This window comes from Streptomyces sp. SLBN-31, from assembly GCF_006715395.1.
GTDB lineage: Bacteria > Actinomycetota > Actinomycetes > Streptomycetales > Streptomycetaceae > Streptomyces.
Genome location: NZ_VFNC01000002.1, coordinates 2,202,701 through 2,224,367, shown reverse-complemented (window position 1 = coordinate 2,224,367; position 21,667 = coordinate 2,202,701). Strand labels below are relative to the sequence as shown.

General features: G+C 70.9%; 22 protein-coding genes. 12 read left to right on the top strand and 10 right to left on the bottom strand.

Annotated elements, in window-relative coordinates:
* Positions 1–4: 4 nt before the first annotated feature.
* Positions 5–1,465, top strand: coding sequence for an NCS2 family permease (locus tag FBY22_RS30230; RefSeq protein ID WP_142151147.1), 1,461 nt, complete (start codon positions 5–7; stop codon positions 1,463–1,465).
* Positions 1,466–1,551: 86 nt separating this feature from the next.
* Here the strand turns inward: FBY22_RS30230 and FBY22_RS30225 are convergent, their stop codons facing one another.
* The 3 genes from FBY22_RS30225 to FBY22_RS30215 form a co-directional block, all read right to left on the bottom strand.
* Complete coding sequence (locus tag FBY22_RS30225) at positions 1,552–3,003, bottom strand: penicillin-binding protein 2 (RefSeq protein WP_142151146.1); 1,452 nt, start codon at positions 3,001–3,003, stop codon at positions 1,552–1,554.
* Between the two features lie 74 nt (positions 3,004–3,077).
* Complete coding sequence (locus tag FBY22_RS30220) at positions 3,078–3,548, bottom strand: GNAT family N-acetyltransferase (protein WP_142151145.1); 471 nt, start codon at positions 3,546–3,548, stop codon at positions 3,078–3,080.
* An 18-nt stretch (positions 3,549–3,566) separates the two neighbouring features.
* Entirely contained in the window at positions 3,567–4,340 is a 774-nt protein-coding gene (locus tag FBY22_RS30215; RefSeq protein WP_142151144.1) for an IclR family transcriptional regulator, read from the bottom strand.
* A 130-nt stretch (positions 4,341–4,470) separates the two neighbouring features.
* Here FBY22_RS30215 and FBY22_RS30210 point away from each other — a divergent pair, with 130 nt between their 5' ends.
* Both FBY22_RS30210 and FBY22_RS30205 read left to right on the top strand, forming a co-directional pair.
* Positions 4,471–6,000, top strand: a complete 1,530-nt coding sequence (locus FBY22_RS30210; protein WP_142151143.1) for an aldehyde dehydrogenase (NADP(+)) — start codon at positions 4,471–4,473, stop codon at positions 5,998–6,000.
* Positions 6,001–6,026: 26 nt separating this feature from the next.
* The gene (locus FBY22_RS30205; protein ID WP_142151142.1) at positions 6,027–6,635 is read left to right on the top strand and encodes a DUF1349 domain-containing protein; all 609 of its coding nucleotides are present in this window, start codon (positions 6,027–6,029) and stop codon (positions 6,633–6,635) included.
* 132 nt (positions 6,636–6,767) lie between these two features.
* Here the strand turns inward: FBY22_RS30205 and FBY22_RS30200 are convergent, their stop codons facing one another.
* Entirely contained in the window at positions 6,768–8,141 is a 1,374-nt protein-coding gene (locus FBY22_RS30200) for an MFS transporter (protein ID WP_142151141.1), read from the bottom strand.
* Between the two features lie 70 nt (positions 8,142–8,211).
* Here FBY22_RS30200 and FBY22_RS30195 point away from each other — a divergent pair, with 70 nt between their 5' ends.
* The 4 genes from FBY22_RS30195 (at position 8,212) to FBY22_RS30180 (ending at position 11,640) form a co-directional block, all read left to right on the top strand.
* Positions 8,212–9,207, top strand: a complete 996-nt coding sequence (locus tag FBY22_RS30195; RefSeq protein WP_142151140.1) for a GlxA family transcriptional regulator — start codon at positions 8,212–8,214, stop codon at positions 9,205–9,207.
* Positions 9,204–9,707: a GNAT family N-acetyltransferase gene (locus FBY22_RS30190; protein WP_142151139.1), complete on the top strand. Its 504-nt coding sequence runs from the start codon at positions 9,204–9,206 to the stop codon at positions 9,705–9,707. The genes FBY22_RS30195 and FBY22_RS30190 overlap by 4 nt, the downstream gene beginning before the upstream one ends.
* 68 nt (positions 9,708–9,775) lie before the next feature.
* Positions 9,776–10,492, top strand: coding sequence for a DsbA family oxidoreductase (locus FBY22_RS30185; RefSeq protein ID WP_142151138.1), 717 nt, complete (start codon positions 9,776–9,778; stop codon positions 10,490–10,492).
* Between the two features lie 95 nt (positions 10,493–10,587).
* The gene (locus tag FBY22_RS30180) at positions 10,588–11,640 is read left to right on the top strand and encodes an aminotransferase class V-fold PLP-dependent enzyme (RefSeq protein WP_142151137.1); all 1,053 of its coding nucleotides are present in this window, start codon (positions 10,588–10,590) and stop codon (positions 11,638–11,640) included.
* Positions 11,641–11,705: 65 nt separating this feature from the next.
* Here the strand turns inward: FBY22_RS30180 and thpD are convergent, their stop codons facing one another.
* The 6 genes from thpD to FBY22_RS30150 form a co-directional block, all read right to left on the bottom strand.
* On the bottom strand, positions 11,706–12,593 hold the full coding sequence (gene thpD / locus FBY22_RS30175; RefSeq protein WP_142151136.1) for an ectoine hydroxylase: 888 nt from the start codon (positions 12,591–12,593) through the stop codon (positions 11,706–11,708).
* A gap of 7 nt (positions 12,594–12,600) precedes the next feature.
* Positions 12,601–13,005, bottom strand: coding sequence for an ectoine synthase (locus FBY22_RS30170; protein ID WP_142151135.1), 405 nt, complete (start codon positions 13,003–13,005; stop codon positions 12,601–12,603).
* 32 nt (positions 13,006–13,037) lie between these two features.
* Positions 13,038–14,309, bottom strand: a complete 1,272-nt coding sequence (gene ectB / locus FBY22_RS30165) for a diaminobutyrate--2-oxoglutarate transaminase (RefSeq protein WP_142151134.1) — start codon at positions 14,307–14,309, stop codon at positions 13,038–13,040.
* A gap of 83 nt (positions 14,310–14,392) precedes the next feature.
* Positions 14,393–14,908, bottom strand: coding sequence for a diaminobutyrate acetyltransferase (gene ectA, locus FBY22_RS30160; protein WP_142151133.1), 516 nt, complete (start codon positions 14,906–14,908; stop codon positions 14,393–14,395).
* A 307-nt stretch (positions 14,909–15,215) separates the two neighbouring features.
* Complete coding sequence (locus FBY22_RS30155; RefSeq protein WP_142151132.1) at positions 15,216–15,749, bottom strand: DinB family protein; 534 nt, start codon at positions 15,747–15,749, stop codon at positions 15,216–15,218.
* A 51-nt stretch (positions 15,750–15,800) separates the two neighbouring features.
* A complete protein-coding gene (locus FBY22_RS30150) occupies positions 15,801–16,901 on the bottom strand; it encodes an alanine--glyoxylate aminotransferase family protein (RefSeq protein ID WP_142151131.1) in 1,101 nt (366 codons plus the stop codon).
* 187 nt (positions 16,902–17,088) lie between these two features.
* Between FBY22_RS30150 and FBY22_RS30145 the strand changes: the two genes are divergently transcribed.
* The 5 genes from FBY22_RS30145 to FBY22_RS30125 all read left to right on the top strand — a co-directional run bounded on the left by FBY22_RS30145 (position 17,089) and on the right by FBY22_RS30125 (position 21,554).
* Positions 17,089–17,940 (top strand): transporter substrate-binding domain-containing protein, encoded by an 852-nt coding sequence (locus FBY22_RS30145; RefSeq protein WP_142151130.1) that lies wholly within the window; start codon positions 17,089–17,091, stop codon positions 17,938–17,940.
* Complete coding sequence (locus FBY22_RS30140) at positions 17,937–18,770, top strand: amino acid ABC transporter permease (RefSeq protein ID WP_142151129.1); 834 nt, start codon at positions 17,937–17,939, stop codon at positions 18,768–18,770. Before FBY22_RS30145 ends, FBY22_RS30140 begins: the two co-directional genes overlap by 4 nt.
* Positions 18,767–19,576, top strand: a complete 810-nt coding sequence (locus FBY22_RS30135; RefSeq protein WP_142151128.1) for an amino acid ABC transporter ATP-binding protein — start codon at positions 18,767–18,769, stop codon at positions 19,574–19,576. Before FBY22_RS30140 ends, FBY22_RS30135 begins: the two co-directional genes overlap by 4 nt.
* 70 nt (positions 19,577–19,646) lie before the next feature.
* Positions 19,647–20,438 (top strand): PIG-L deacetylase family protein, encoded by a 792-nt coding sequence (locus FBY22_RS30130; RefSeq protein WP_142151127.1) that lies wholly within the window; start codon positions 19,647–19,649, stop codon positions 20,436–20,438.
* Positions 20,439–20,462: 24 nt separating this feature from the next.
* Positions 20,463–21,554 carry an amidohydrolase family protein gene (locus FBY22_RS30125; RefSeq protein ID WP_142151126.1) on the top strand — a complete coding sequence of 364 codons (1,092 nt, stop codon included), beginning with the start codon at positions 20,463–20,465 and terminating at the stop codon, positions 21,552–21,554.
* The last annotated feature ends 113 nt before the right edge of the window (positions 21,555–21,667 follow it).

Here is a 21,667-nt window from a genome sequence, read left to right as displayed (position 1 = left end):
GCCCATGTCCGACACGAAGGACCCCCAGCAGGCAACCGGCCGGCCAAGTACCGCGCCACCAGCGGCGAACGGCGTCGACCGGTTCTTCCGGATCTCCGAACGGGGATCCGGCTTCGGCCGGGAGATACGCGGCGGCTTCGCCACGTTCTTCACCATGGCCTACATCCTTGTCCTGAATCCCATCATCCTCGGCAGCGCGAAGGACAAGTTCGGCCACCAGCTCGACACCGGCCAACTCGTCACCGCCACCGCCCTGGTGGCCTGTGTCATGACGATCATCATGGGCGTCGGCGGCAACCTCCCGCTCGCCATCGCGGCCGGTCTCGGCCTCAACGCCGTCGTGGCCTTCCAGCTGGCCCCGCTGATGAGCTGGCCCGACGCGATGGGTCTGGTGGTCCTCGAAGGCGTCCTGATCTGCGTCCTGGTCCTCACCGGGCTCCGTGAGGCGATCATGAACGCGATCCCGCACCAGCTGAAGCAGGCCATCGGGGTCGGCATCGGCCTGTTCATCGCCTTCATCGGCTTCGTCGACGCCGGGTTCGTCAGCCGGATCCCGGACGCCGCGAACACCACCGTGCCCGTGCAGCTGGGCGCCGTCGGCCGGCTCACCGGCTGGCCCGTGCTGGTCTTCTGCCTCGGCGTGCTGCTCACCATCGCGCTGCTCGCGCGCAAGGTGAAGGGCGCGATCCTGATCAGCATCGTCACCATGACGGTCGTCGCGATCGTCATCAACGCCATCGCCGACGTCAAGAGCTGGGGCCTGACCACCCCCAAGCTGCCGGACAAGATCGTCGCCGCCCCCGACTTCGGGCTGATCGGCCACTTCAGCCTGTTCGGCGGCTTCGCGAAGGCCGGCATCCTCACCGCCGTCCTGCTGGTCTTCACCCTGATCCTGTCGGACTTCTTCGACGCCATGGGCACGATCGTCGGCATCAGCGCGGAGGCCGGACTGCTGGACGACAGGGGGCAGGTGCCGGGGATCGGGCGCGTGCTGTTCATCGACGGCGCGGCGGCCGTGGCCGGCGGCCTGGGCTCGGCCTCCTCCAACACCGCCTACATCGAGTCGGCGGCCGGCGTCGGCGAGGGGGCGCGCACCGGCTTCGCGAACCTGATCACCGGCGGCCTGTTCGGCCTGGCGCTCTTCCTCACACCGCTGCTGACCATCGTCCCGCTGCAGGCCGCGGCGCCCGCGTTGATCGCGGTCGGCTTCCTGATGATGACCCACGTCAAGCACATCGACTGGGACCGGTACGAGATCGCCATCCCGGCCTTCCTCACCATTGCCGTCATGCCCTTCACCTACTCCATCACCGACGGCATCGGCGCGGGCTTCCTCGCCTACGTCCTCATCAAGGCGGTCCTGGGCAAGGCGCGGGACGTGCAGTGGCTGTTGTGGGGAGTGTCGGCGCTGTTCCTGGTGTACTTCGCGATCGATCCGGTGGAGCAGATCCTCGGGGTCAAGTGAAGTGACGTGACGGCAGCGCCCCGTAAGGGGCGCGGGGAACTGCGCGACCGGCCACGGACGGCCCGCGGCCGATCGCGCAGTCCCGGTCAGTTCTTCAACGCCGCCTGCATCACGGCCTTCGCGACCGGCGCAGCCAGTCCATTGCCGCTCACCTCGGACCGCGCCGCGTTCGACTGCTCGACCACGACCGCCACGGCGACCTCCTTGCCGCCTGCCTTGCCGTAGGACGTGAACCAGGCGTACGGCGTCTGGCTGTTGTTCTCGCCGTGCTGGGCCGTGCCCGTCTTGCCGCCGACCGTCACCCCGGAGATCCGCGCGTTGGTGCCGGTGCCCTTCTCCACGACCGTCTGCATGGCCGACTGCAACTGCTCGGCGGTCGAGGAGCTGACGATCTCCTTGGTGCCCGCGTCGTCGTCGTAGTCCTTCAGCACGTCGCCGCCGCCGTCGGTGATCTGCGAGACCATGTGCGGCGAGACCAGCTTGCCGCCGTTGGCGATCGCGGCGGACACCATCGCCATCTGCAGCGGGGTCGCGGTGACGTCGTACTGGCCGATGCCGGTCAGGGCGGTGGAGGACTCGTTCATGTCGGAGGGGTAGACGCTGGTGTACGCCCGCACCGGGACGTCCTGGCTGTCGTCGTCGAAGCCGAACTTCTCGGCCATCGCCCGCACCTTGTCCTGGCCCAGCTTGACGGCCATCTTCGCGAAGACGTTGTTGCAGGAGTACTCCAGCGCGGTGCGGATCGAGGCGTCCTCGCAGGGCGCGTTCGGGTTCTCGTTGGACAGCTCGCGGGTGGTGCCCGGCAGGGTGTACGGGTCGGGGCTGTCGGTCCTCTGGTCCACGGACGAGTACAGGCCGTCCTCCAGCGCGGCCGCCGCCACGACCAGCTTGAACGTCGAGCCCGGCGGCAGCGGCTGGCGCAGCGCCCGGTTGGTCAGCGGCTTGTCCGGGTCGGCGTTCAGCTTCTTCCAGGCCGTCCCCGCGGTGTTGGCGTCCGTCAGGGACGTCGGGTCGTACGAGGGCGTGGAGACGACCGCGAGGATCTTCCCCGTCTTCGGGTCGATCGCGACGGCCGCGCCCTTCTTGGCGCCGAGCGCGTCGTACGCCGCCTTCTGCACGTCCGGGTCGATGGTCGTGACCACGTCACCGGGCTCGGCGCGCTTGCCGGTGACCGTGTCCATCACGGTCTTCAGCCGGTTGTCCGTGCCGTTGAGCAGGTCCTGGTAGATGCCCTCCAGCTGGGTGGGGGCGTACGCCTGCGAGGCGTAGCCCGTCACCGCCGCGTACAGCTCTCCGTCCTTGTACGTGCGCTTGTACGCGAGGTCGCCGCTCTTCGTTCGCGCCGAACCGGTGACCGAGCGTCCGGCCACGATGATGTTGCCGAGCGGCTCCGCGTACGTCTCGATCACGTTGCGCCGGTTGTACTTGTCGTCCGCTAGGGCCTTGCCGTCGTAGTACTGCACCCAGGTCGCCCTGATCAGCAGGGCGAACACGAGCAGCAGCACGAAGACGGAGGTCCGCCTGATCGTCTTGTTCATCGCGATCGTGAAGACGAGCGGGAAGGGGCGGAACGTTCCCTTCCCGCCGATTTCTCATCGGGCGCTCATGAACCTCACGCCTGAAGGGTGAGCACGACCTCGTCGATCTCCTCGCTCCGCGCGTTCGCGAACCCCGTGGCCCGCGCCGTCAGCCGGAACCCGCACTTCTCCAGCACCCGCCGGGAGGCGGCGTTGTCCGCCGCGGCCCGCGCGTACAGCGGCCGCTCCGGCACCTCGGCCAGCAGCGCCCGTAGCGCGGCCGTGGCCACCCCCCGTCCCCAGTACGCCCGGTCCACCCAGTAGGTGACCTCGCGCTCGTCCGGATCCCCGTACACCGCGGCGCTGCCCACCACGTCACCGTCCAGCAGGACCGTGCGCAGCACGTCCCCGGTGGCCCGGATCCGTTTCCAGTGCGCTTCGAAGGCGTCCCGGTCGGCGGGGTCCTTCGGGGTGAAGGCGGCCATGTGCAGGGCCTCGGGATCGTTCATCTGCCGGAAGAAGACGGGCAGATCACTGTCGTGCACTTCGCGCAGTACGACGTCCATGAACGAAGAGGCTAGGGGTCACAGTCGTCGGGTCGCCAGGGTGAGTCGGTCGCGCGCGTCGAACAGGGCGTCCTTGACCAGCTGTTCGTGTGCCGGCGTGAGCCGGGCCACCGGCACCGAGCAGCTGATCGCGTCGCGTGCGGGCGTGCGGTAGGGGATGGCGACGCCGAAGCAGCGCAGGCCCAGCGTGTTCTCCTCGCGGTCGACCGCGAAGCCCTGCTCCCGCACCTGGTGCAGTTCCTCGATGAGCTTCTCCCGGTCCGTGATCGTGTTCTCGGTCAGGGCGGGCAGCGTCTCGGGGAGCATCTTGCGGACCTGCTCGTCGGCGTAGGTGGCGAGGATCGCCTTGCCGAGCGAGGTCGAGTGCGCCGGGAGGCGTCGGCCGACGCGGGTGAAGGGGCGCAGGTAGTGCTGGGACTGGCGGGTGGCGAGATACACGACGTTCGTGCCGTCCAGGCGCGCCAGGTGGATGGTCTCGGTGGTGTCGTCCGAGAGGCGGTCCAGCGTCGGACGGGCCGCGGCGACCACCTCGTCGCCGTCGATGTACGAGGTGCCCACCAGCAGCGCCCGCACCCCGATGCCGTACCGCGTGCCCGTCGCGTCGGTCTCCACCCAGCCCAGCTCCACCAGCGTGCGCAGGAGCATGTAGAGGCTGGACTTGGGATATCCGACGGCCTCCTGGACCGATGCGAGGGAGTGCATGCCGGGGCTGCCGGCGAAGTACTCGAGCAATTCAACGGTTCGCACCGCGGATTTGACCTGCGCCCCGCCGCCTGTCTCGGCTGCCGCCATCGCCCCTGACCCCTTCGTTGGACGAGAAACCGAAGTTATAGTCTCCAACAGCATATTCATCATCAGAGACAGCGTTCAGTATATCGAACGACCCTGGTGAATGACCCTGATACACCTGGAGGGATCCGCGGTGGCAGCAGCACCAGTCTGGAGTGTCGACCCCCGAACCGGGAAGCAGCGTGAACAGGTTGCGGTGGAGGCCACAGCCCAGGAGGTCGACGCCGCCGTCCGCGCCGCCCACGCGGCACGCGCCTCCCTCGCCGACCGCGCCCTGCGCTCGGCGTTCCTGCGCACCGCCGCCGAGCAGCTGGAGGCGGCCAAGGACGGGCTCGTGGAGACCGCCGACGCGGAGACCGCGCTCGGCCCGGTCCGGCTCACCGGCGAACTCGCCCGCACCTGCTTCCAGCTGCGGGCCTTCGCCGACATCGTCGACGAGGGCGCCTTCCTCGACGTGATCATCAACCACCCCGACGACACCGCGACGCCCCCGATCCCGGACCTGCGCCGCTACAAGGTGCCGCTGGGCGTGGTGGCCGTCTACTCGGCCTCCAACTTCCCCTTCGCCTTCTCCGTGGCCGGCGGCGACACCGCGAGCGCGCTCGGCGCCGGCTGCCCGGTCGTCGTCAAGGCCCACCCCGACCACCCGGCCCTGTCCGAGCTGGTCGCCAAGGTGCTGCGCCGGGCCGCTGCCGCGCACGGCATCCCCGAGGGCGTCGTCGGCCTGGTGCACGGCTTCGAGGCGGGCGTCGAGCTGGTCAGGCACCCGCTGGTCTCGGCGGCCGGCTTCACCGGCTCCGTCAAGGGCGGCCGGGCCCTGTTCGACGCCGCGGCCGCGCGCCCGGTACCGATCCCCTTCCACGGCGAGCTGGGCTCCCTGAACCCCGTCGTCGTCACGGAGGCCGCGGCCGCCGAGCGCGCGGAGGCCATCGGCGCGGGCCTGGCCGGTTCCATGACCCTCGGCGTCGGGCAGTTCTGCGTGAAGCCCGGCCTGGTGCTGGCTCCGGCGAGCGCGTCGGGCGACCGCTTCCTGAAGTCGCTGACCGACGCCGTGAGCGACACGGACGCCGGGGTGCTCCTCGACCACCGCATGCGCGACAACTTCGTCGCCGGGGTCGCCGAGCGCGCCGGGCTGCCGGACGTGGAGTCGCCGGTGACGCCCGGCTCGGGCGGCGAGCACACGGTGAGCGCCGGCTTCCTGACCGTCGCCGCCGACAAGCTGACCGAGGAGGGCGCGTACGACCTCCTCCTGGAGGAGTGCTTCGGCCCGGTGACCGTCGTCGTCCGCTACGACGACGACGCCCAGGTCCAGGCCGTCCTCTCGCGCCTGCCCGGCAACCTCACGGCGACGGTCCACCTGTCGGCCGAGGAGGCCGCGGGCGAGGGACGCGGCGCGGAGATCCTCGCGGAGCTGACGCCGCTGGCCGGCCGGGTGCTGGTCAACGGCTGGCCGACGGGCGTCGCCGTGGCGCCGGCCCAGCACCACGGCGGACCGTACCCGGCGACCACCTCGACCTCGACGTCCGTCGGCGGCACCGCCATCGAGCGGTGGATGCGGCCGGTGGTGTACCAGGGGGCGCCCGAGGCGCTGCTGCCCCCCGAGCTGCGCGACGACAACCCGCTCGGTCTGCCGCGTCGGTTCAACGGCCGACTGGAACTCTGAACGGGCCCACCTGACACAATCGCCGGATGGACGTCGAACTTCCCGAACTCCCCTTCGCCCTGCGCACATACGGCCCCGAGGGCAACTGGTCCTACGAGGACGGTGTGCTCACCGGGTGGGCCGGCCCCCGCCAGGACCGGTTCGTGCCGCCCACCGGCGAGGCGCTGGAACCCGCCTCGGACGCCCCGCGGCTGCTGGGCTGGCCCGAAGGGGACTTCCAGCTGATCGCCCGGGTCACGGTCGGCTTCGCGGGGGCGTTCGACGCGGGGGTCCTCTACGTCCACGTCGGCGAGCGGGCCTGGGCCAAGCTGTGCCTGGAGTACTCCCCGGACGTGCCCACCGTCTGCACGGTGGTCACCCGGGGTCACTCCGACGACGCCAACTCCTTCACCGTCGAAGGCAGTTCGGTGTGGCTGCGGATCAGCCGCACCGGCCGCGCCTTCGCCTTCCACGCCTCCCGCGACGGCGAGCGCTGGACCTTCGTCCGCCTGTTCACCCTGGGCGGCGAGAAGGAGACGGACGCGGCCCTGGTCGGCTTCATGACCCAGTCCCCGATGGGCGAGGGCTGCGTGGTGACGTACGACCACATACGGTTCCGCCCCCACTGGCCGGCGGACCTGAGGGACGGCACCTGACCATTCAGGCCGTGGGCGCCATATCCAGCCCGTCCGGCATTCCAGGACGCCGGCCCATATCCAGCCCGTCCGGCGTTTGAGGAAAAGGCCCCTCCAGGGCCGTAGGGAGGTCTGGGGGGCAGCCCCCAGCACTCACCGCAACCGCAACGTACCCGCCCAGGTCAGCACCAGCGCCCCCGCACTGATCAGCAACGCCACCCGCATCCCCTCCACGAACCCACCCCCCACCAGCGACCCGAACACCGCGATCCCCAACCCCCCGGCCACCTGCCGCGCGGCGTTCAGCATCCCCGCCGCCACCCCCGCCCGCTCCACCGGCACCGCGTCCATCATCGCCGCCGTCAGCGGCGGCACCGTCAGCGCGCACCCCAGCGCCAGCGGTACGAGCAGCACGGCCGTCACAACGGAGGACGTGCCGGCGTCGACGTACAGCAGGACGAGCAGGCCCGCGACGGCGAGCGCCTGCCCCACCAGCATCGGCGCCCTCGCCCCGTACCGCCCCGCGACCTTGCCCGCGACCACGTTCGTCACCGCGATCAGGCCGGTCATGGGCAGGAAGGCCAGCCCGGCCCGCAGCGCGGACAGCCCCTGGACCTGCTGGAAGAAGAGGGAGAAGACGAACACCACGCTGTAGAAGGCGACGCTGACCGCCGACCCCGTCGCGACGGCCACGGCCACCGTCCGGTCGCGGAACAGGCCGAGCGGGACCACCGGGTGCGGGCTGCGCGCCTCGATCCGGAAGAACGCGACGCCCGCGAGCAGGGCCACCGCCAGGGCCGTCCAGCCCGCCGTGCCCCCTTCGATCACCGCGAACGTCACGCCCGTGAGCGCCACCACCGCCGTCGTCTGCCCCGGCAGGTCCAGCGGGGCCGGCCGGCGCTCGGAGCGCGGGGCCCGCAGGAGCAGCGCCAGGATCAGCGCCCCCACCGGCAGGTTGACGAAGAAGATCCCGCGCCAGTCCCACGCCGTGGTCAGCAGACCGCCCGCCACCGGCCCCAGCGCCACCGCGGCCGAACCGCCGGCGGCCCACGTCGCCACCGCCCGCGCCCGTCGCGCCGGCTCCCGGAACGCCTGCCGCACCAGTGCCAGCGAGGCCGGGAGCACCACCGCGGCCGCGAGGCCCTGCACCACCCGGGCGCCGATCAGCGCCGGAAGGTTCGGCGCCAGGCCGCAGGCGACCGAGGCGAGCGTGAAGACGCCGGTGCCGAGCGCGAACGCGCGGCTCGCTCCCGACCGGTCCGCGAAGGCCCCGGTGGACAGCATCAGCGCGGCGAAGGGCAGGGTGTAGGCGTCGACCACCCACTGGGAGCCGGCCATCCCGCCGCCCAGGGAGGAGCCGATCGCGGGCAGGGCCACGTTGACCACGGAAGCGTCGAGGCAGATCAGCGCGAAGCCGAGCAGGGCGGCGGTGAGGGTGAGCGAGGGCGAGGTTTTCCTGGCTTCCGTCGTCAACTTGGCTGTGACAGAGGCGAGTTCGTCGCCCTCCAGGGTCCGGTTCGTCGTCATGCGTCCATGCTGCGGATCTTCGGCGTCGTACAGTAGTGGCCTGAACGACAGGGAACCGGAGGTTCTGGCCATGCCCCAGCCGCTCGCCCCGCACCGCATCGCCGTGATCGCGCCCTCGCCCGTGTCGATGTTCAACCTCGCCATCCCCGAGATGCTGTTCGGCAAGGTCGAGGTGGACGGGCGGCCCGGCTACGAGGTGATCATCTGCGCCGCCGAGCCGGGTCCGGTGCCCACCAGCGGCGGGCTCGACCTGTACGTCCGCCGCGGCCTCGACGCCACGCGGGAGGCGGACACGGTGGTCGTCGCCGGCACCGGGGCGCCGTACGAGCCGGACCCGCGGATCGTGGCCGCCGTCAAGGAGGCCGCCGCGGACGGCAAACGCGTCGCCTCCCTGTGCACCGGCGCCTTCCAGCTCGCCGAGGCGGGCCTGCTGGCGGGCCGCAGAGCGACGACGTACTGGGCGCACGCCGAGGAACTGCGCAGGCGCTACCCGCAGGTCGACCTCCAGGGCGACGTCCTCTACGTCCAGGACGGCCCCTACGTAACCTCCTCCGGGTACGCCGCCGGCATCGACCTCTGCCTCCATGTCATCCGCACCGACTACGGCGCCGCCGTCGCCAACGAGGTCGCCCGGCGCGCCCTGGTCGCGCCCGTACGGCCCGGCGGCCAGACGCAGTTCACGCACACCCCGCTGCCCCCGGAGCGCGGCAACGCCTGCGCCGACACCCGGGGCTGGGCCATGCGCCACCTCGACAAGCCCCTCTCCCTCACCGACCTGGCCCGGCACGCGGGCGTCTCGGTACGGACGCTCACCCGCCGCTTCCACGCCGAGAGCGGGGTCAGCCCGCTGCAGTGGCTGCTCCACCAGCGCATCGAGCGCGCGAAGGAGTTGCTGGAGACCACCACGCTCCCCATGGACCAGGTGGCCCGCGCCTGCGGCCTGGGCACCGCCGACTCGCTGCGCGCCCACGTCGTGCGCCGCACCGGTCTGACGCCGAGCGCGTACCGGACGCAGTTCAGCCGCCTGGGAACCGCGGCTTCCGCGGACACGTCCTCCGCTGCATGATCAGTGACCGAGTCATGGGCGCCCGGGTCATCCGCACGGTGCTGCCCGCCGAGGCCGAGGCCGTCACCGCCCTGCACACGCGCGCCCGGGCGACCTACTACCCGGACGGCGTACCCCAGGACGGCACCGACTGGCTCGCCGCCTGGCACGGAGCCATCACGCGGCCGGACGGCCAGGTGCTGTGCCTCGTCGAGCAGGGCCGCATCGTCGCCGTCGCCTCCTTCCGCACCCCGCCGGACGCCTCCGCGGAAACGGTCAAGCTCTACCAGTTCCACGTGGATCCCGACGCCTGGCGCCGCGGCGTCGGTACGGCCCTGCACACCGCCTGCGCCGAGCAGTGGCGGGCCGACGGCCGACGCGCCGCCGTCCTCGACGTGCACGTCGACAACCGCCGCGCCCAGGCCTTCTACGCCCGCCAGGGCTGGGTGGCGGACCCCGCGCACCCGCCGGCCGAGGGGGATCACCACATGTTTCTGCGGTATGCGGTGACGGGGGAATGATCCCGGCTGCTTGAACGTTCATCCACTCGGCGGAGGTGGCCTCCGTACCCGTACGAGCTGGAGAGAACATGAAGGTCGAGATCTGGTCGGACATAGCGTGCCCCTGGTGCTACGTGGGCAAGGCGCGCTTCGAGAAGGCGCTCGCCGCCTTCCCGCACCGCGACCGGGTCGAGGTGGTGCACCGCTCCTTCGAACTGGACCCCGGCCGCGCCAAGGGCGACGTCCAGCCGGTGATCGCCATGCTCACGAAGAAGTACGGCATGAGCGAGGCCCAGGCCCAGGCCGGTGAGGAGAACCTGGGCGCCCAGGCGGCCGCCGAGGGCCTGGAGTACCGCACCCGGGACCGCGACCACGGCAACACCTTCGACATGCACCGCCTGCTGCACCTCGCCAAGGAGCAGGGGAAGCAGGACGAGCTGATCCAGGTCCTTTACAAGGCGAACTTCGCCGAGGAGCGCTCCGTCTTCTCCGAGGGCGAGGAGCGGCTGGTCGAGCTGGCCGTCGCCGCCGGGCTGGCCGCGGAGGACGCCCGTAAGGTCCTCGCCGATCCCACCGCCTACGCCGACGACGTCCGCGCCGACGAGCGTGAGGCCGCCGAGCTCGGCGCCAACGGTGTCCCCTTCTTCGTCCTGGACCGCAAGTACGGCGTCTCCGGCGCCCAGCCCGCCGAGGTCTTCACCCAGGCGCTGACCCAGGCCTGGGGCGAGCGGTCCCCGCTGCAGCTCCTCGACCAGGGTGACGCGGACGCCTGCGGCCCCGACGGATGCGCGGTGCCGCAGCACTGAAGACGCAGGTCGGGGTGTATCCATAAGCACCGCTTAGGGAAACCACGCAGAAATCGGCAATGGACTATGGGTTCTCCGGGGGTCAGAGTGGACCCATGGAGACCTTCGAGAGCCTCGTCCGCGCCGAGTTCGCCCCGGAGAGCACCTACCTCAACACCGCCAGCAACAGCCTGCTGCCCGCCCGCACCGTGACCGCCCTGCACCAGGCGGCGCTGCTGCGGGCCCAGGGCCGGCCGCTGACCCCGCTGCACGAGAACGTGGAGGCCTGCCGGGCCGGGTACGCCCGGCTGGCCGGTGTCCCCGCCACCCGGGTGGCGGCGGGCGCCTCCGTCGCCGCGCACACCGCGGTGATCGCCGCCTCGCTGCCGTCCGGCGCCGAAGTCCTCACCGCCGAGGACGACTTCACCTCCGTGCTCAACCCCTTCCACGTCCGCGGCGACCTCAAGGTCCGCTCGGTGCCCCTGGAGGGGATCGCGGAGGCCGTCCGTCCGGGCACCGCGCTGGTCGCCGTCAGCGCCGCGCAGTCCGCGGACGGGCGCATCGCCGACCTGCCCGCCCTGCGCGAGGCCGCCCGTGCCCACGGGGCGCGTACCTACGTCGACTTCTCGCAGGCCGCCGGCTGGCTGCCGATGGACGCCGACGCCTACGACTTCAGCGCCACGGTCTCCTTCAAGTGGCTGCTCGGCCCGCACGGCGCGGCCTTCCTCGTCGTACCGGAGGACTTCGGCGGGCTGACCCCGGTGCTCGCCGGGTGGGTCGCGGGCGAGCGGCCGTGGGACAGCTGCTACGGACCGGTCGCCGAACTCGCCCACTCCGCACGACGATTCGACCTGACCCCGGCCCTCTTCACGTTCGCCGGACTGCGCCGCTCGCTCGAGCTGATCGAGGAACTCGGCGTGCCCGCCGTCCACGCGCACGATGTGGCCCTCGCCGACCGGTTCCGCGCGGGGCTCGCGAGCCTCGGGCACGAGCCCGTGCCCGCGCCGGGCTCGGCCATCGTCTCGGTCCCCGGCCTGGGGGACCGCCAGCTCGCGCTGAGCCGTGCCGGCATCGAGGTGTCCGACCGCGCGGGCAATCTGCGCGCCTCCTTCCACCTCTACAACACGCCGGACGACGTGGACCGCCTGCTGGACGCGCTGTCCGGCTGACGAACGCGACCGGGCCGGGGCCTCCCGTCCCGCACGAGGAGGCCCCGGCCCGGTGCTTCAGGGGGTCACTTCACCGGAGTGAAGTCCCGGGCCGCGATGAACTCCGGGCGCCGGATCGGTGCCGCGAACGGCTCCACCGCCTTGTTCTCCACGCTGTTGAACACGATGAAGACGTTGCTGCGCGGGAACGGCGTGATGTTGTCGCCGGAGCCGTGCATGGCGTTGCAGTCGAACCAGGTCGCCGAACCGGCCTTGCCGGTGAAGAGCCTGATGCCGTACTCGCTCGCCATCTCGGTCAGCGCCTCGTCCGAGGGCGTGCCCGCGTCCTGCATCTGCAGCGACTTCTTGTAGTTGTCCTTGGGAGTGGCGCCGGCGCAGCCCAGGAACGTCCGGTGCGAGCCGGGCATGATCATCAGCCCGCCGTTGGTGTCGTAGTTCTCGGTCAGCGCGATCGAGACGGACACCGTGCGCATGTTGGGCAGGCCGTCCTCGGCGTGCCAGGTCTCGAAGTCCGAGTGCCAGTAGAAGCCGCTGGCCCCGAAACCGGGCTTGACGTTGATCCGCGACTGGTGGACGTAGACGTCCGAGCCGAGGATCTGCCGGGCCCGGCCGACGACCCGCTCGTCGCGCACCAGCTTCGCGAAGACCTCGCTGATCCGGTGCACCTCGAAGACCGAGCGGATCTCCTTGGACTTCGGCTCGACGATCGACCGCTCGTCGGCCCGGATCTCCGGGTCGGTGACCAGCCGCTCCAACTCACGCTGGTAGACGCCCACTTCGTCCGGGGCGATGAGCTGGTCGACGGCGAGGAAGCCGTCCCGCTCGAAGGACTGCAGATCGCCGGCCGAGATCGGACCCGGTGTGTCGGGGGCGCCCCACACGACGGGGTCCTGGCGCGGGACGGACACCTCGGTGGTGCCGCGGGTGGGGTAGAGATCGGTGACGGTGGTCATGGGGTTCTCACACCTCCTCGGGTTCGGTGAGCAGCGGGTAGACGCCGTTCTCGTCGTGGTCCTCCCGGCCGGTGACGGGCGGGTTGAAGACACAGATGCAGTGGAAGTCCTCCTTGACCTTGAGGGTGTGCCGCTCATGGCCGTTGAGGAGGTACATGGTGCCGGGCGTGATGCGGTAGGTCTGCCCGGTCTCGCGGTCGGTCAGCTCGGCGTCGCCCCGGGTGCAGACGACGGCCTCGATGTGGTTGGCGTACCACATGTGGGTCTCCGTGCCCGCGTAGAGGATCGTCTCGTGCACCGAGAAGCCGACCCTCTCCTTGGCCAGGACGATGCGCTTGCTCTCCCAGGTGCCGGACGCGGATTTCACATGCCGGTCGGTGCCTTCGATCTCCTTGAACGAACGGACGATCACTGTGCTGCACTTCTCCTTTTTCGGCGGGTTTCTCAGTGGGTCTCGCGGACGGACCGGGCCAGGACGCTCAGCCCCTCGTCGAGTTCGTCGGCCGTGACCGTCAGCGCCGGGAGCAGCTTGACGACCTCGCTCTCCGGGCCCGACGTCTCGATGAGCAGGCCGAGTTCGAAGGCGCGCCGCGCGACCCGGTTCGCGCGCTCCTTGTCGTGGAACTCCATGCCCCACACGAGCCCGCGGCCGCGGTACTCCTTCACCTCGCCGCGGTTCTCCTCGGCGATGGCGGCCAGGGCCCGCTCGACCTGCTCGCCGCGCGTGCGGGTCTGCTTCTCCATCGCCGAGCCGTCCGCCCAGTACGCCTCCAGCGCGGCGGTGGCCGTGACGAAGGCCGGGTTGTTGCCGCGGAAGGTGCCGTTGTGCTCGCCCGGCTCCCAGATGTCCAGCTCCGGCTTGAACAGGCACAGCGACATGGGCAGTCCGTAGCCGCTGATGGACTTGGAGACGGTGACGATGTCGGGCGTGATGCCGGCCTCCTCGAAGGAGAAGAAGGCGCCGGTGCGGCCGCAGCCCATCTGGATGTCGTCGACGATGAGCAGCATGTCCTGCCGCTCGCACAGGTCGGCGAGCGCGCGCAGCCACTCGGGGCGCGCCACGTTGATGCCGCCCTCGCCCTGCACGGTCTCCACGATCACCGCGGCGGGCTTGTTCAGACCGGAGCCCTGGTCCTCCAGCAGCCGCTCGAACCACAGGAAGTCCGGGACCTTGCCCTCGAAGTAGTTGTCGAACGGCATGGGCGTGCCGTGGACCAGCGGGATGCCGGCGCCGGCCCGCTTGAAGGCGTTTCCGGTGACGGCGAGGGAGCCGAGGGACATGCCGTGGAAGGCGTTGGTGAAGGACACGATGGCCTCGCGGCCCTTCACCTTCCGGGCCAGTTTGAGGGCCGACTCGACGGCGTTGGTACCCGTCGGGCCGGGGAACATGACCTTGTACGGCAGGTCGCGCGGGCGCAGCACCAGGTCCTGGAAGGTCTGCAGGAAGGACCGCTTGGCGGTGGTCGACATGTCCAGCCCGTGCGTGACGCCGTCGCGCTCCAGGTAGTCGATCAACGCCCGTTTCAGCACCGGGTTGTTGTGGCCGTAGTTGAGCGAGCCGGCGCCGGCGAAGAAGTCCAGGTACTCGTGGCCGTCCTCGTCGTACATACGGCTGCCGTGCGCACGGTCGAAGACGGTGGGCCAGCCGCGGCAGTAGCTGCGCACCTCGGACTCGAGGGTCTCGAAGACGCTGAGGTCGGGCTGGGTGATGGTCACGACGAATCGCTCCTCGTTGCGTGGGGGAGTGCGTGGGGTCGTCAGGTGCGAGTGAGGGGTGAGGGTGAGGGAGTGCGCCGGCGTCAGAGGGAGAGCGGGCCGATGCGGTACAGCACTTCCGGGTCGTGCGGGCCGTCGGGGAACAGGCCGGTGTCGAACAGCACCTCGCGTTCCACCTCGGCGCCGTGCCGCTCGGCGAACGAGGTGAACAGGCGCTCGGAGGCGGTGTTGCCGGGTGTGATGGTGGTCTCGACGGCGGTGATCCGGTGTTCGCCGGAGCAGCGGGCGACGAGCCCGTCCAGCAGTGCGGCGGCCAGTCCCCGCCCGCGCTGGGCCTCGTCGACCGCCACCTGCCAGATCAGCAGGGTGCGCGGACGGTCCGGCCGTACGTAGCCGGTGACGAAGCCGACGGCCTCGCCGTGCTCGTCGCGCGCCACGGCCGAGGTGGCGGCGAAGTCGCGGCACCACAGCAGATAGCTGTACGACGAGTTCAGGTCGAGCACCTTCGAGTCGCGCGCTATCCGCCACAGCGCGGCACCGTCCGTTACCGAGGGACGGTCGATTTGCAACTGTGCTGAGTCTGCTTGTGCGGCAGTCATGCGAATTGAACTTACCGAGAGGAATTCAAAAATGCATGGCCGATCGGGGTTACGTGTGGACGGTGCGTGTGTTATCACGCGGGCGCGAGTCGGGCCCTGGGATCGGGCAGAAATGGCCCGGTTTGGCGGGTAAATACCGCACAAAACGGGCCGCTTGTGTAACGCGTCACAACCGTGTAACCCTCACGAGATCTGCCCGAATTACCCCCGTCGGCGTTCGCGAAATCTTTGCGTTTAGGGTCGGGGAAAGCGGGCAGAAGAGAACGGGAAGCTACCCGGAAAAGCTAATAGAGTAATTATGCCGAATTCAGGCGCCGGTAACTCCGTCGATGCGCTCGCGAAGAATATCCGCGTGTCCGTTGTGCCGGGCGTACTCCTCTATCATGTGAATGAGCACCCACCGCAGACTCACCTCGACGCCGGCCATGGGGCCGTCCGCCAGACGCCCGGTCTGTTCCAGCGGCCGTCCGGCGCACAGCTCCCGTCCCCGGGCGATCTCCCGGCGCCAGACGTCCAGCGCCTCCTGCAGACCCCGCGCGGGATCGAGCCCGTACCCGCTCTCGTTTCCCTCCCCGTAGACCGGCGGTACGTCCAGCCCCGCCACCGTCCGCTGGAACCAGTTCCGCTCCACCTCGGACATGTGCTGCACCAGCCCGAGCAGCGTGAGCACCGACGGTTCGGCCGCCGCGGCCCGCACCTGGGCGTCGTCCAGTCCCTTGCACTTCAGCTCCAGCGTGGCGCGATGGAAGTCGAGCCAGCTGTCGAGCATGGGGCGTTCGTCGCCGGTGAGTTGGGGGACGGGGCGGCCGTCGGGAAGGGTGGGGCGCGTCTCGATGGTCATGCGGGCAGCATGGCACGCGGGTCCGACGGCGAGGCGTCGTTGCGGTCGCGGTCAGCGCCAGGCGTTCTCCGCCGCCCGGCGCGCCCCCTCCAGGTCCACCGCCGGTCCCTTCTCCGCCAGCGCGGTCCCCAGCGCCGCCAGGCATCCCTGCACGACCCCCACCGTTGCGTCCGCGCCGTAGTGGTTGACCCGGATCATCTCCTTGGCCAACGCACCCCCGCCGGCGGCCAATGGCAGCGTCGGGTCCGCCGCCAGGGCCCGCGCCACCAGCTCCGACGCCGCAACGCCGGCCGGCGTCCTGAGCGTCGTGGCCACGGGCGCCGCCTCCCGCGGCTCGTGCACGTAGGGCTCCAGGCCTCCGCCCAGGGCCACCGCCCCGGCCCGGGTGGCCGCGGCCGCCGCACGGTGCCGGCCCATCACCGTCTCCAGCCCCTGCGCCTCGATCCGCTCGAGGCAGGCCTCCAGCGCGAGCATCTCCAACTGCGCCGGAGCGTGCGGCAGCACCTTCCGCCCGCCGTCGAGCCACCGCTCCTTCCAGTCCAGCAGGGAGAGGTAGGACCGGCGAGGTGCCCCGGGGTTCGCCGTCATCCGCGCCCAGGCCCGCTCGCTCACCGACACCGCCGACACCCCGGCGGGCCCGCCCATCGCCTTCTGGGCGCCGATGACGCACAGGTCCACGCCCCACGCGTCCACCAGCACCGGCTCGGCGCCGACGGAGGCGACCGCGTCCAGGTAGAACAGCGCGCCCCGTTCCCGTACCACCTCCCCGATCTCGGCGACCGGGTTGGTGTTGCCGGTCGCCGCCTCCGCGTGCACCAGGGAGACGAAGTCGATCTCCGGGTGCTCGGCGAAGGCCTCCCGGATCTGCCCGGCGCTCACCGCCGTGTGGAACGGCACCGCCAGGTCGATCACCGTCGCCCCGCAGTCCCGCAGCCAGTTCCCGAACGTCTGCCCGTACGGCCCGGTGATCACGTTCAGGGCGGTGGTCCCGGGACCCGCCGTCCCGCGGATCGCCCCTTCCAGCGGCAGCAACGCCTCACCCTGCATGATCACGACGTCGTGCTCGGTGCCGAGCAGCCGGGCCACCCGGTCCTCGACGGAGGCGAAGTGCGCGGCGCTCAGCGGGGGCAGGTCGAGGAAGGGGTGGGTCACGGCAGTGCTCTCTTCGCTCACGAGTGGTCGGCTCAGTCGAGGGTATCCACCCCTCGTGACCCGCCGGTGGACTCCCCGCACTTGCGACTTCTTAGGCCGGGCGGCCTCGCAACCATCGGTTTGATTTGAGAGACCCAAACTTCTCCTTATAATCGGAACCCTCAGTTCCCACACAGGAGGCCACCCCGTGACAACGTTCTCCGGGCGCCGGACCCGCGTCCTGGCCGCCACCACCGCCACGGCCGGGCTGGTGCTCGTGGCCGCCTGCACCTCCAGCGGCGACGGCGGCAGCGGCAGCAAGACCGCCGCCGGCGGGGTCAGGCTCGTCAAGGCCGGTCAGCTCACCACCTGCACCCATCTGCCCTACCCGCCCTTCCAGTCGGAGATCGACGGCAAGGTGCAGGGCTTCGACGTGTCGATGATCGACCTCGTCGCCAAGGACCTCGGCGTGAAGCAGCAGATCCTCGACACGCCCTTCGAGAACTTCAAGACCGGCGCCTTCCTCAACTCCGGCGAGTGCGACCTGGCCGCGGCCGGCATGACCATCACCGCCGAGCGCAAGAAGAACGTCGACTTCTCCGACCCCTACTTCGACGCCACCCAGGCCCTGCTCGTCGACAAGAACAGCGGCATCACCTCGCTCGCCGACGCGAAGGCGAAGAAGGTCAAGATCGGCGCCCAGGCGCAGACCACGGGCGAGGACTACGCCAAGAAGCAGGGCTTCGACCCGGTCTCCTTCGAGTCCTCCGACGCCGTCCTCAACGGTCTGCGCACCGGCCAGGTCAAGGCCGTCGTCATCGACTACCCGGTCGTCCAGGGCTGGCTGAAGGACAAGGCCAACGCGGACGCCTTCAAGCTCGCCGGCCAGATCAACACCGGTGAGCAGTACGGCTTCACGGTGAAGAAGGGCAACACCGAACTCCTCGCCGCCATCAACAAGGCGATCAAGAACGCGAAGGCCGACGGCACGTACAAGAAGCTGTACGAGAAGTGGATCGGTCCCTACGACGCCGCCGCGGCCTCCCCGTCCGCCTCATGACCACCACCGACGTACGACTCCAGCCGAAGAAGAAGGGGCTGACCCGGCGGCAGAAGCGCAGCCTGTCGCGGGGAGTCCAGTACGTCGTCTTCGTCGCCGCCGTGATCGCCTTCGCGGTCTCGGCGGACTGGGGGCGGCTGAAGAACCAGTTCGCGCAGGGCAGCATCGCCCAGCAGATGTTCCCGGACGTCATCACACTGGCGCTGAAGAACACCGTGCTGTACACGCTGTCCGGGTTCGTGGTGGGGCTGGCGCTGGGCATGGTCATCGCCCTGATGCGACTGTCGTCCGTGGGGCCGTACCGCTGGCTCGCCGGCGTCTACATCGAGATCTTCCGCGGTCTGCCGGCCCTGCTGATCTTCATCTTCATCGGGGTCGCCGTCCCCCTGGCCTTCCCCGGCACGGAGATCGTCGGCGGCACCTACGGGAAGGTGGCCCTGGCCCTCGGCCTGGTCGCCGCCGCCTACATGGCGGAGACCATCCGCGCCGGCATCCAGGCGGTGCCCAAGGGGCAGATGGAGGCGGCCCGTTCACTGGGCTTCTCACCCGCCCGCGCGATGACCTCCATCATCGTCCCGCAGGCGTTCCGCATCATCCTCCCGCCGCTGACCAACGAACTCGTCCTGCTCTTCAAGGACTCCTCGCTGGTGCTCTTCCTCGGCGTCACCCTGGAGGAGCGCGAACTGTCCAAGTACGGCCGCGACCTGGCCAGTACGACCGCCAACTCCACGCCCATCCTCGTCGCCGGGCTGTGCTACCTGCTGGTCACCATCCCGCTCGGCTTCGTCGTGCGCCGCATGGAGGCGAAGGCCCAGGAGGCCGTCAAATGAGCGAACAGCGGCCCCCGGCGGGCCCGGAGATCGAAGTCCGGGACCTGCACAAGTCGTTCGGGGACAACGAGGTCCTGCGCGGCATCGACCTGGAGATCGGCCAGGGCGAGGTCGTGTGCGTCATCGGCCCCTCGGGCTCGGGCAAGTCGACGCTGCTGAGGTGCGTGAACCTCCTGGAGGAGCCGACCAAGGGGCAGGTCTTCGTCGGCGGCACCGAACTCACCGACCCGGACGTCGACATCGACGCCGTACGCCGCCGTATCGGCATGGTCTTCCAGCAGTTCAACCTCTTCCCGCACCTGACGGTCACCGAGAACCTCACCCTGCCCCAGCGCCGGGTGCTGCGCCGGGACAAGGCCGCGGCAGCGAAGGTCGCGGCCGAGAACCTGGAGCGGGTGGGACTGTCGGAGAAGGCGGACGCCTACCCCGCCTCCCTCTCCGGCGGCCAGCAGCAGCGGGTGGCGATCGCCCGCTCGCTGTCCATGGGCCCCGAGGTGATGCTCTTCGACGAGCCGACCTCGGCCCTCGACCCGGAACTGGTCGGGGACGTCCTCGCGGTGATGCGCATGCTTGCCGACGAGGGCATGACCATGATGGTCGTCACACACGAGATGACGTTCGCCCGCGAGGTCGCCGACCGGGTCGTCTTCATGGACGGCGGGGTGATCGTCGAGGACGGCAGCCCCGGACAGGTCATCGGCGCCCCGCGCCACGAGCGCACCCGCCACTTCCTCTCCCGGCTGCTCGACCCGGCGATGGCGCAGGTGGAGGAGGAGACCTCGGACCAGGTGGGCGGCAGCGGCTGACACGGGCGTACGAAACGGGGACATACATTCCTCTGTCGCCCACACGGCTGGAACCGCCACCATTCGGGCCATGACGACTCATGACGAGCCCGCCGGCTTCGGCCCGGACACACCCCTGCCCGCGCTGCCGGAGGACTGGGAGCGCGGCCTGGCCGTGGCCGCCCACCCGGACGACATCGAGTACGGGACGGCCTCGGCCGTGGCCCGCTGGACGGCGCAGGGCAAGCGGGTGACGTATCTGCTGGTCACGCGCGGCGAGGCGGGCATCGACGCACTGCACCCCGACGAGGCGGGACCGCTGCGCGAGGCGGAGGAGCGCGCCGGCGCCCGCGAAGTGGGCGTGGAGACGGTCGAGTTCCTCGACCACCGGGACGGGATCGTGGAGTACGGCCCGGCCCTGCGCCGCGACATCGTGCGGGCGATCCGCCGGCACCGGCCCGAGGTGCTGGTCACCGGCCCTCGTACGGTGCGCATGATCGGCGGCATGGTCAACCAGGCCGACCACCGCGTCGTGGGCCTCGCGGCGCTCGACGCGGCCCGGGACGCGGGCAACCGGTGGATCTTCCCCGAACTCGCCGACGAGGGCCTCGAACCCTGGGGCGGCGTGCGCTTCGTGTGCTTCGCCGGCGCCGAGCGGCCCACCCACGGCGTGGACATCTCCGGTGAGCCGCTGGAGCGGGGCATCGCCTCCCTTGCCGCCCACGCCGAGTACACCAAGGGCCTCGGCGCGGCGGGCTTCGAGCCGCGGCCCTTCCTGACCTGGGCGGCCCGCCAGGGCGGCCCCGCGCTCGGCGTCGAGGCGGCGGTCCTGTTCGACGTCCACCCCCTCGCCTTCGAGGGACCGCCGCCGTGGGAGCGGTGACGGACAGGTCCTAAGGTGCGGGGCATGAGCGAACACGCGGTGCTGCACGTGAAGGGCCGGATCCTGGCCGGGGCCGAGGACGTCCGGGACGAACTGTGGGTGATCGACGGCCGGATCTCCTACGACCGTCCCGCGGACGCCCGCGACGTGAGGACCGTCGACGGCTGGGCCCTGCCCGGCCTGGTCGACGCCCACTGCCATGTCGGGCTCGGCCCGCACGGCCCGGTGCCCGAGGACGTGGCCGAGAAGCAGGCGCTGACCGACCGGGACGCGGGCACCCTGCTCATCCGCGACGCCGGCTCCCCCTCGGACACCCGCTGGGTCGACGACCGCGAGGACCTGCCGAAGATCGTCCGGGCGGGCCGGCACATCGCCCGCACCGGCCGCTACATGCGCGGCTACGCCCACGAGATCGAGCCGGAGGACCTGGTCGGGTACGTCGCCCGGGAAGCCCGGCGCGGCGACGGCTGGGTCAAGCTGGTCGGCGACTGGATCGACCGCGGACTCGGCGACCTGGCGCCCAGCTGGCCGCGGGACGCGGTCGAGGCCGCCATCGCCGAGGCCCACCGGCTTGGCGCCCGCGTCACCGCGCACTGCTTCGCCGAGAGCTCCCTGCGGGACCTGGTCGAGGCCGGCATCGACTGCATCGAGCACGCCACTGGACTGACCGACGACCTGATCCCGCTGTTCGCCGAGCGCGGTGTCGCCATCGTCCCCACCCTCGTCAACATCGCGACGTTCCCGCAGCTCGCGGCCGGCGGCGAGCGGAAGTACCCCGAGTGGGCCGCGCACATGCGCCGCCTGCACGAGCGCCGCTACGACACCGTGCGGAGCGCCTACGACGCCGGGATCCCGGTGTTCGTCGGCACCGACGCGGGCGGCCACCTCGCCCACGGGCTGGTGGCGGGCGAGGTCGCCGAGCTGGTCACCGCGGGCATCCCCGCCGTCGAGGCCCTGTCGGCCACCACCTGGGGTGCGCGCAAGTGGCTCGGGCGGCCGGGACTGGAGGAGGGCGCGGCGGCGGACCTCGTGGTGTACGAGGACGATCCGCGGGCCGACGTACGGGTGCTGGCCGCGCCCCGGCGGATCATGCTGAACGGGCGGGTCGTCGGCTGACGCGTGGAACGGCTGTGCCCCGTGCGTCGAAGACATTCACGTCGAAAGCACGATAGGGGTGAACCGGCGGCGGACGGCCGCCGGTTCACCCGTGGCGCGTAATTCCTGGCGGG